This window comes from Rhodococcus opacus B4 (genome assembly GCF_000010805.1).
In the GTDB taxonomy this organism is placed as follows: Bacteria; Actinomycetota; Actinomycetes; order Mycobacteriales; family Mycobacteriaceae; genus Rhodococcus_F; species Rhodococcus_F opacus_C.
Map to the genome: position 1 here is coordinate 103,246 of NC_012523.1, position 7,915 is coordinate 111,160.

General features: G+C 62.5%; 8 protein-coding genes. 2 read left to right on the top strand and 6 right to left on the bottom strand.

Features of this window, described 5'->3' with window-relative positions:
* Positions 1-46: 46 nt before the first annotated feature.
* The 6 genes from ROP_RS40235 to ROP_RS40260 form a co-directional block, all read right to left on the bottom strand.
* The gene (locus ROP_RS40235) at positions 47-1,636 is read right to left on the bottom strand and encodes a hypothetical protein (RefSeq protein ID WP_012691913.1); all 1,590 of its coding nucleotides are present in this window, start codon (positions 1,634-1,636) and stop codon (positions 47-49) included.
* A 5-nt stretch (positions 1,637-1,641) separates the two neighbouring features.
* Positions 1,642-2,064 (bottom strand): hypothetical protein, encoded by a 423-nt coding sequence (locus tag ROP_RS43365; RefSeq protein ID WP_012691914.1) that lies wholly within the window; start codon positions 2,062-2,064, stop codon positions 1,642-1,644.
* A gap of 114 nt (positions 2,065-2,178) precedes the next feature.
* Positions 2,179-3,063 carry a radical SAM protein gene (locus ROP_RS40245; RefSeq protein WP_158306541.1) on the bottom strand — a complete coding sequence of 295 codons (885 nt, stop codon included), beginning with the start codon at positions 3,061-3,063 and terminating at the stop codon, positions 2,179-2,181.
* Between the two features lie 34 nt (positions 3,064-3,097).
* Positions 3,098-4,678, bottom strand: a complete 1,581-nt coding sequence (locus tag ROP_RS40250; protein WP_419789320.1) for a PEP/pyruvate-binding domain-containing protein — start codon at positions 4,676-4,678, stop codon at positions 3,098-3,100.
* 229 nt (positions 4,679-4,907) lie between these two features.
* Positions 4,908-5,480, bottom strand: a complete 573-nt coding sequence (locus ROP_RS40255) for an adenylyltransferase/cytidyltransferase family protein (RefSeq protein ID WP_012691917.1) — start codon at positions 5,478-5,480, stop codon at positions 4,908-4,910.
* Between the two features lie 110 nt (positions 5,481-5,590).
* The gene (locus ROP_RS40260; protein ID WP_043827574.1) at positions 5,591-7,087 is read right to left on the bottom strand and encodes a hypothetical protein; all 1,497 of its coding nucleotides are present in this window, start codon (positions 7,085-7,087) and stop codon (positions 5,591-5,593) included.
* A 284-nt stretch (positions 7,088-7,371) separates the two neighbouring features.
* Between ROP_RS40260 and ROP_RS43370 the strand changes: the two genes are divergently transcribed.
* The gene (locus tag ROP_RS43370; RefSeq protein ID WP_158306542.1) at positions 7,372-7,521 is read left to right on the top strand and encodes a hypothetical protein; all 150 of its coding nucleotides are present in this window, start codon (positions 7,372-7,374) and stop codon (positions 7,519-7,521) included.
* A 150-nt stretch (positions 7,522-7,671) separates the two neighbouring features.
* The gene (locus tag ROP_RS43375; RefSeq protein WP_158306543.1) at positions 7,672-7,848 is read left to right on the top strand and encodes a hypothetical protein; all 177 of its coding nucleotides are present in this window, start codon (positions 7,672-7,674) and stop codon (positions 7,846-7,848) included.
* Positions 7,849-7,915: the final 67 nt, after the last annotated feature.

The following is a 7,915-nucleotide window of genomic DNA, read 5'->3' on the forward strand; positions in this document are numbered from 1 at the left end:
GCCGTCATTCGATGGAGCGGCGACTCGGTGGTGGCCGATGAGCGCATTACGCGGGCGTACATGCCAACTCCTCGCGAGACCAGTCGAGAGTGATCACACTGCCGACGGTGGGGTACTTCACGATCGCGACGAACTCGACGGAGTTGTCGGTCTCGTGCATCGTCGGGCAGACGAGCGAGGTCATGGCGATCTCGGCATTGGTCACGTGGGTGATACTCAGCCGTGCAGGCGGCAGCGGGGCCGACGGGTGTTCGAGCACGACCCGGATGATGGCGAGGCGCGTCGGCGCCGATATCACGACGCGGTCGGTAGTCAACGCGTCGTCGAACGTCGCCTTGAAGGCGGTGTGCAGGACGTCATTGGCCTCGAAGGTGCCGATGCGTGGGGCGTGAGTCTCGGTGAAAATGTAGCCCTCGCTGTCCGACGTGCGATGGCTGTCGTCGCCGGTCACGACAACCGGCAGCGCCTCGGCGCCCCGACGTAGCTGTGTGATAGACGCTGTCGTGCGCGGCATCCTCGTGGTCACCGCGACGGTGGTGCCGTGAGTCGTCCGGCCGGCTTGAGTGAATACGGTCGTGGTCAGGCTGCGGGCGATGGAGCCCTGGGCGCCGACGATGACCTGGTGGGCGATGGACTCGACGCCGAAGCCCTCGGCATCGAGGCTGTCACTGAGGTAGCGCTGGCGCGGTGCAGTGGCGATCCGCTCGGTGCCTGGGAAACCAGCCATCAGCCACTTCGAGGGGGTCGCGAGCCCGAGGTTCGCGATCCAGCGGGTGACGGTGAACGCACCGGCCATCGGGAGGGTGTTCATCATTCCGGCCGGCTTGCGGGCCGCAACGAGTTGCGGGGCCACCTGGCCGATACAGAGCACAATGAGGGCGCCGGGCACGCCGATGCCGAGCAATATTTCGGCGGTGTGCGGGATCCCGATGCTGGTGAACGGCAGAGACGTCATGCCTGCGGTCCGGGTCACCTCAGCGATACCGAAAACTACCAGGACGACGCCGGCTTGTCGGCCGGCCAGATAGTGCTCCAACCGCTCGCTCGTGGCGACGAACGGATGCAACTTGAACACACGTGAGTGGGACTCGCGCAGCTGGCTGACATCGGCTGTAGAGAGCGCCACAGCGGCGATGTGAGCGGCCTCCAGAAGTGCGAGGAGACCGAGGCAGACGGCGAGCGCGCCCAGGACGAACGCGGTCGACGTGTGGTTCGCCATCGCGTTCTGGCCGGTCAGCACCGCGCCGAGTACGAGGTACAGGCAGAACGCGAACAGGGCGCCGGCGGCGACATCGCGTACGTGCCGCACCAGGCGGGTGACCGGCGAGATCAAATCGATCGACTCGAAGGTGCCGAGATCCAGCTCCTCTACAGCCTCGACGACCCGGCGCATGGCGGCGCGAGTCGGCACCGGGGCGGCGGTGTTGAAGCAATAGTGGATGGCGTCGGCGTCCGTCTTTCGGGCCGGCACGGTGCGGAGCATCGCGTTGAGGGTGTCTTCGTCGATGCCCTTGGCAGCCACAGCCTCGCGGACCGCGGCCGCGGCCGCGGTCACCGGATTGTTACCGGTGACCGCGACCAGACGGGTGAAGCTCAGCGACACGATCTCGCGCCGGAACTTGGCAATGTGCAACACGGTGATCACGCCTTGCCGGCGTCGCGCTGCGGCGTCCCGAACTTGGGAACCTGGTCCGAGCTCGGGATGCGGTTCGCCCCGTACTCCTCCCACGCGGCGTGAACCCGGAACACGAACTCACCGTGGTGGTTACGCTCGAAGACGGTCTCGTTGGTGACCTGCTCGGGCATCGAGACCAACACACCCTTGAAGGTGAACTCGGGGTTCTCGGCGATCAACTTTCCCAACGCCTCGAGCTCCCGGCCGAACTCCTCCCGGGTCATCACCCTGCTGTCGTGCTCAAGCCAACCGTGCCCGTGGTGGTCCGGGCCGTGGGGGGGGTGGTGTGGCCCGTGGTGGTGCGGCCCGTGGTGGTGCGGCCCGTGGTGGTGCGGCCCGTAGTGGTCCGGGCCGTGGTGGTCCGGGCCGTGGGGGAGGTGGTGTGGCATGTTCATCACTCCTATCGGTTCGGCGATAGGAGTGATGATGCTCAAAGCGATTCAAGTGGCGAGGGACTCAGGCTAAAGAACCAGTTAAGCGTCAGCCGTTCGGTTTGCGACTCTTCACGCGAGTTTCATCGGAACTTCAGCGGAGCAACCCCGTTGTGTAGCGCGACTGAAGACGTCGCGAAGCGCGTCGACGGAGATGGACTCTACTCGGTCCAAACCCCGGTTAGACATACACGTGTAGACGAAGCCCGCCACGTCGAGCCGGGTCCCTGGAGCCGCGCAACGTTGGTACGTGCACAAATAACGGCAGTAACGAACTTCAACGCCGCCCACCCGCGCTGCGCTGGTGGCAGGCGCGAATTGATCAGTCTCAGTGAAGTCTGGCCGATGACCAAGGGTGTCCGTCAAGGTTCGCATAAACCACTCCTCACTCACTTGTGGCTTCGGACGCATAGAATTGATTAGTCTTCCGGGCTCTGGGGCGCCTACCTCAAGATGCTCGAAGAACTTGATGTTCACTCCGTTGACAACCGCCCACCGCAAGAAACGCGGAACCTCGCGCTGATTGAATCGAGTAAGCACCACGTTGACCTCGACCGCCAAGCCGGCTTCACGCACCGCGGCAACTGTGTCATCGATCGAGAATGGATCGTCAAGGTACCCGACGGACGGTCGCGGTTTGTCCTCCCTGAAGGAGTCGACGCCCAACCTGATCTTGCTAAGACCCGCAAAGGCGAGGTCTCGAGCGAGCGACGGAGTCAGTAGGAGCCCGTTGGTGATGAGCGAGGAACGCGCCACATTGGGACTCACGGCCTCGACCAACTCAAGGACACGCGGATGCAGCAACGGCTCGCCACCGCTGAGGATGACCTTCTCAACTTCGGGCTGACGGGACATGGAGACAGCAGCGTCAAATAGTTGATCCGAGAGGTAGGCGGAACCCTTGGGCTGCCCTTCGTTGTGGCAATAAAAGCAGGCAAGGTTGCACTGCTCAGTCAAGAAAACTCGGAGTCTGCCAAACGAAACTGGCATCTCAACGCCCCCGACCGGATCGCAGAATCGGAGTCGATTCTGTGTCGAGGAATGCATCCCCACCAAGTCGATCTAGTTCGTCCCGCGTGACCACTACGCCCGGAACGCCTCGCTCACGCAGGACGACAGCGAAGTGGGCGAGCAGACTGGCTTCTTCGAACAGAAAGCCGCACCCCGGTGGGCACGCTTCGAGCAGCGGAAGTAGGTCTACAGAAGCGCTTGACGCTATGAAGATCGTCGGCTCGTCTGGGGCGTCACCGACGACGCTCTGATACAGATGGGCATGCAGGTCCTCAACCTGCGCGTTGCCACGAAGGTCAACGATCGGACCTCCTGCGTGACCTCGCGAGACAATGCCTCGTTCAAGATCGTCGGATCCCAGGTCCACAGAAAGGTGGTCGGACTCTGCAGCGTCGATCAAGTACACGATGCCCCCCTCCCCACGTTTCGTTATCCCAAACTCCAACGCGAGTTGAGGCTCAACCTCGATGAGAGGCCCCAAGGTCTCGACGACCTTCACGATGTCATCGGCGGTGAGCCACGGGGATTCTGGCGGGTCGACCTCGCGAATCACATGGCCATTGACGAAGTGAAAGGCGACAGATTGCCGCACCTCACGTCGAGACAGAACCCACCCTGCTTTGTCGACGACGTAGGCCGATGTCTCGACGTAGCCCTTCGGTACGAAATGGCCCAGGCCGACCTCCAGCAGGTATCCGTCCGCCGAGGCGCGGATGATCCCCGTGACTTCGGCGTCCCAGATCTCCTGCTCCAGTACGACAGCGACCGCTGCGCTCGAAAGTCCCATCGTTGCCACGCGCGTTTCGGTGTCCGTGATGTTCTCGAAACTCGGGTAGTCGCGTATCGAGTATCTCCGACATTCAGCCGTGAAGAATTCAACATCCGACCGGTCGATCTTCGCGAACTCACGGATGACTCGACTGCCTACGGTGAACGGGTGCAATAGAACAACACTGCTCCCTGCGATCGCAGGACTCCGCGTCATCGGAGGCTGGGGTAGGTGCTCCCGAGATGTCGCGACCGTAGCCCGACTCGGAGTCATTTCGACCCCCAGCTCCGCCGCTCTCCGGCGAAGCGAAATCTTGGGGTGTCCCGAGACCACCGACGGCAGATCGAGGAAGGCCGCAGCGGAATCGAGGTTCTGAACGCCAGGATCGGGTAGGACGATCGGACGGACCTGGAGAACAATCAGTTCCCCAGCGGAATCTACGCACCACTCTACGTCGACGGGCCCGGCGAGTTCTCTCGCAAGGTCTTTGAGTGCAGTGCCGATTTGCTCCAGCAGGTCCTCGCGTAGGGGCCATGTTCCGTAGCGAGGAATCCCATTCGACCAGGCGACCAGGACGTCGTTTCCTGTGCTTCGCCCAGAGACAAGTCCGTCACCCAAGCCTTCGACCCAGGACACGGCCCACGAGTCGAGTGAGTAACTCGTCGGATCGACGGAGAATGCCACGCCTGAGACGGCTGCGGGGACTAGCTCTTGTATCACCACCCCCATCGGCTTGCCTCGTGCACTTGCGCGGACCCGCGCGGCGGCGGCTTCGACCGCGTCGAACTTCACGCCCAGCTCCGTCAGAAACGAACCTGCGCTCGATAAGGTGACAGAGTCCTCGGACAAGCCTGAGCTTCGCACAGCCAAGGACTCAGCCTCCTTCAGGAGGACTGGAGGAGTGATGGTTTCATCGGTGCGGTATGCCACACCCCTCGGTGTCTTGTAGCCAAGTCCGGACAGGCGACCTAGATAGTGCGCCTTCCACCCGAAGACGGCGGGTTCAACAGCGGAGGTGAGTTCACGAGGCAAGGAAGTTGCTCTCTCCGAGAAGCCGAGCCACTGCACCGGGAACGAGGGCCCGCCAGTCGTCACCCGATGTCACCCGCCAGTCGTCACCCGATGTCAACAGTGTTCGAATCTGGGTACCCGAGGCGACGCGAGAGTCATCGTCGCGGCGCCACAGGACCTCGACCTGATAGCCAAGCTTGCTCATGAACTCGACTTTCTGCTCGCCCCAGGCGTCGTAGATCGTCATGTAGACCGTCGTCTCAGCGGGTCTAGGGAGGTAGTGAAGCAGCCGGTCCGCTTGCAGGATGGGTGCTGGGACGATTGCGAAGTCTCGGCCGGTCCAGCCCAAGTCCCACAAGCTCTCCTCAATCATCGTGCGTCGCTCGGCGAACGTGAACGGGTTGTTCTCCGCCAGGGACCTCTTCGGGTCGGCGCCACTTGGAACCCGTGACTCCGGGTCCGGGTTCGTGATCCCGACAAACAACCGGCGACAGTGCGAACGAGCCGCCTCTACGTACTCAAGGTGACCGAGATGAAAGGGCTGGAAGCGCCCAAGCACCAAGCCGTTCTTCGGCTCGCTCACCAAAGCTCCTCTCGACGTCTCCCCGACTTAAATGTTGCTCAGAGCGTACGCGGAAGCGGTGAAGGTCGAGTAAAACTGCCGCGCACCCCAGCCTGCCGGGACGTCCCGCGTCACCCGGAGGTTCGGGACCGAGTTGGAAGGGGATTTGCCGCGTCCCACTCACTGTCAAAGTAGAGCCGGAAGGCGGGCGCTAGCGGAAACGGCGCCAATGGGTCGAGCAGCATGTGCGGCGCCTGCCAGCCGAGACGACTCGACTGCGCACTCTGATTTTCGAGGTCGTAAGGCGAGACTGAGACGATGTCGTCATCAATTACGAGGACACGGAAGGCCGGCAGATGTTTCGTCCCGCGGACTTCAAGACACGGGTACTTTTCCCGGAGTCGAAGCAGCACCTCTACGGAGCTAGGCGACACCTCTCCTCCGCGAATCTGAACCAGGCGGTCGTATGCCTCCGAACTCGGGTCGATGACCAAGAAGCGGGCACGTCCCCTCGGATTCCGACGCTGGAATTTCTGAAGCATCGCCACGAAGCTGTCGTGAACTTCGCGAGTGCCAACCCATTTCCCGGCAAGCACCCCAGCAAAGTCGAGAGCGTTCTCGGCGCGCTTCGTACATTCGATCGGGCTGAGACTGACTTCACCAAGTGCATGGGCGGACGGGGCCCCGATGCCCAGCGCCTCGACGATTGGGACCAACGCATCGATTCCGCTTCGACTCTCGGGGGTGCCGGGCTGTGTCGCCGCCTTGCCTCGATCCAAGTTCTGCCGTCCTCTGTGCGGCTTTAGCTGCTCAACCTCGGGAGGCATCTCCTCCCCGTCTTTTGCGAAGTGCTTTTCAGCTCGTGCCCAGAAGTCTTCGTGTCGTTTCCTGTCGCCTGCGCGATCCGCTGCAAAGAGTAGGCGATACCAGATGCGATCATCCGGGGGCGCGATTTTGGCGAGCCGACTTACCCGCTCCAGAACCTCGTTAGAGGCTGCTTTGCCGTCATCCGAAAACAGCGTGCAGTCAGCTCGAAGTAGTACCGCATCAGCGTGCCTCTTCTTCCATTCGTCGAATATGTCGACCAATCGCTCACGGTGTCCGTCGAGATCCCTGAGGTCCGCGACTTTGAGCTTCTTCGGATTGCAGTTTCTGCTTCCCGCGTGGTCGAGCCCCGTAGCGGGGGATCCGCGCCACATTCCAAGGGCCTTATCTAACAGCGGCACCGCGGCGGCCACGGCGCTGTCCGTCAAGTCGCGGTGATCGGTCCACATCTCACCGGCGATCTCCAGCGCTTGATCGGTAAGCGTCCGGAACTCAGGGAAGTCAGCTGTAAGACTGACCTTGTAGGTAGTTGGCTGACGAGGGATAGACCGACTATTGCCGGCGATTGTCTCTAAACGCGCCTTGGCCTCGCGGTCACCAAGCGCATCCCGCAGGTTCCCTACATAGGTTCCTATGTGGCTCGACCTCACATCGAGCACGTGTGCGGCCAGGTCAGCGGTGACGAGACCATCATCCCAGAGGAGCAGCAACCGCAGGAAGAGCGCGGCCTGGCCGGTCAGCGGTAAGGGATCGGCGTCTCCAGATTGCACGGTAACGCGAGTGTCACACAATCTGACGAACAAGCGTCTCCTCCATTCACCTCCGATTACGTCTGAGAGACTAGCGCTCGACCAGGATGGCCGCGCCGCAGCTCCGCGCCGCGCCGCGCCGCGCCGCGCCGCTGAGCGGAGCTGAGCTGAGCTGAGCTGCGCGGTGGGCCATTGCACGTGTCGCCTGGCACTCAAAGAGCTGGAGCTCTGGGCCCCGCAATGCGAACGGCGCCCCGGTCGTCGTCGAGGACCAGCTCAACTCGTGTGCCGCATGGACGGACGAGGCCGGCGCGATCAACCTGCTCGACGCTGGCAAGGTGCACGCTGTCGATCGACCCCCTGAGCAGGAGAAGCTTCTTGAGGCCACCGACTTCGCAGGCAACAACGGCTGGTCCGACGATTACGGCAAGCGAGACCTGCGGAAGCTGCTCGCCGAAGCGAAGCAATCTGGGTGGAGCGCTGCTTGACCAGCCGCCGCAGCGATCGCCGCCTGCATGCGGACCGGCCAGCCGTACGCCCTGCGGAACGTGGACGGCACGCCGATCACCAGGCCGGCCCGAGCAACTCGACCAAGTGGCGTCCTCCACGAGATCGTCGACGGACTCGTAGAGTGCAACGTGGCTCTGAACATCGATGGCACGAAGTATCACCCGGCAGACCCGATGGGCAAGATGTTCATCGGGTTTCTGGCGATGCCGAGTTCGAATCAGACCTCAAACCTCAAGCTCGCACGCAATAAACGTGCAGGCGCATCACCGCAGCCCGAGTTGGCGGAGGATGAACTGCCAGAGTGAAATTCGGAGGGGCCGACTGTGAAGCTCGGCCCCTCCGAAGCAATCAGTCCGAGATGAGGAGACTCGA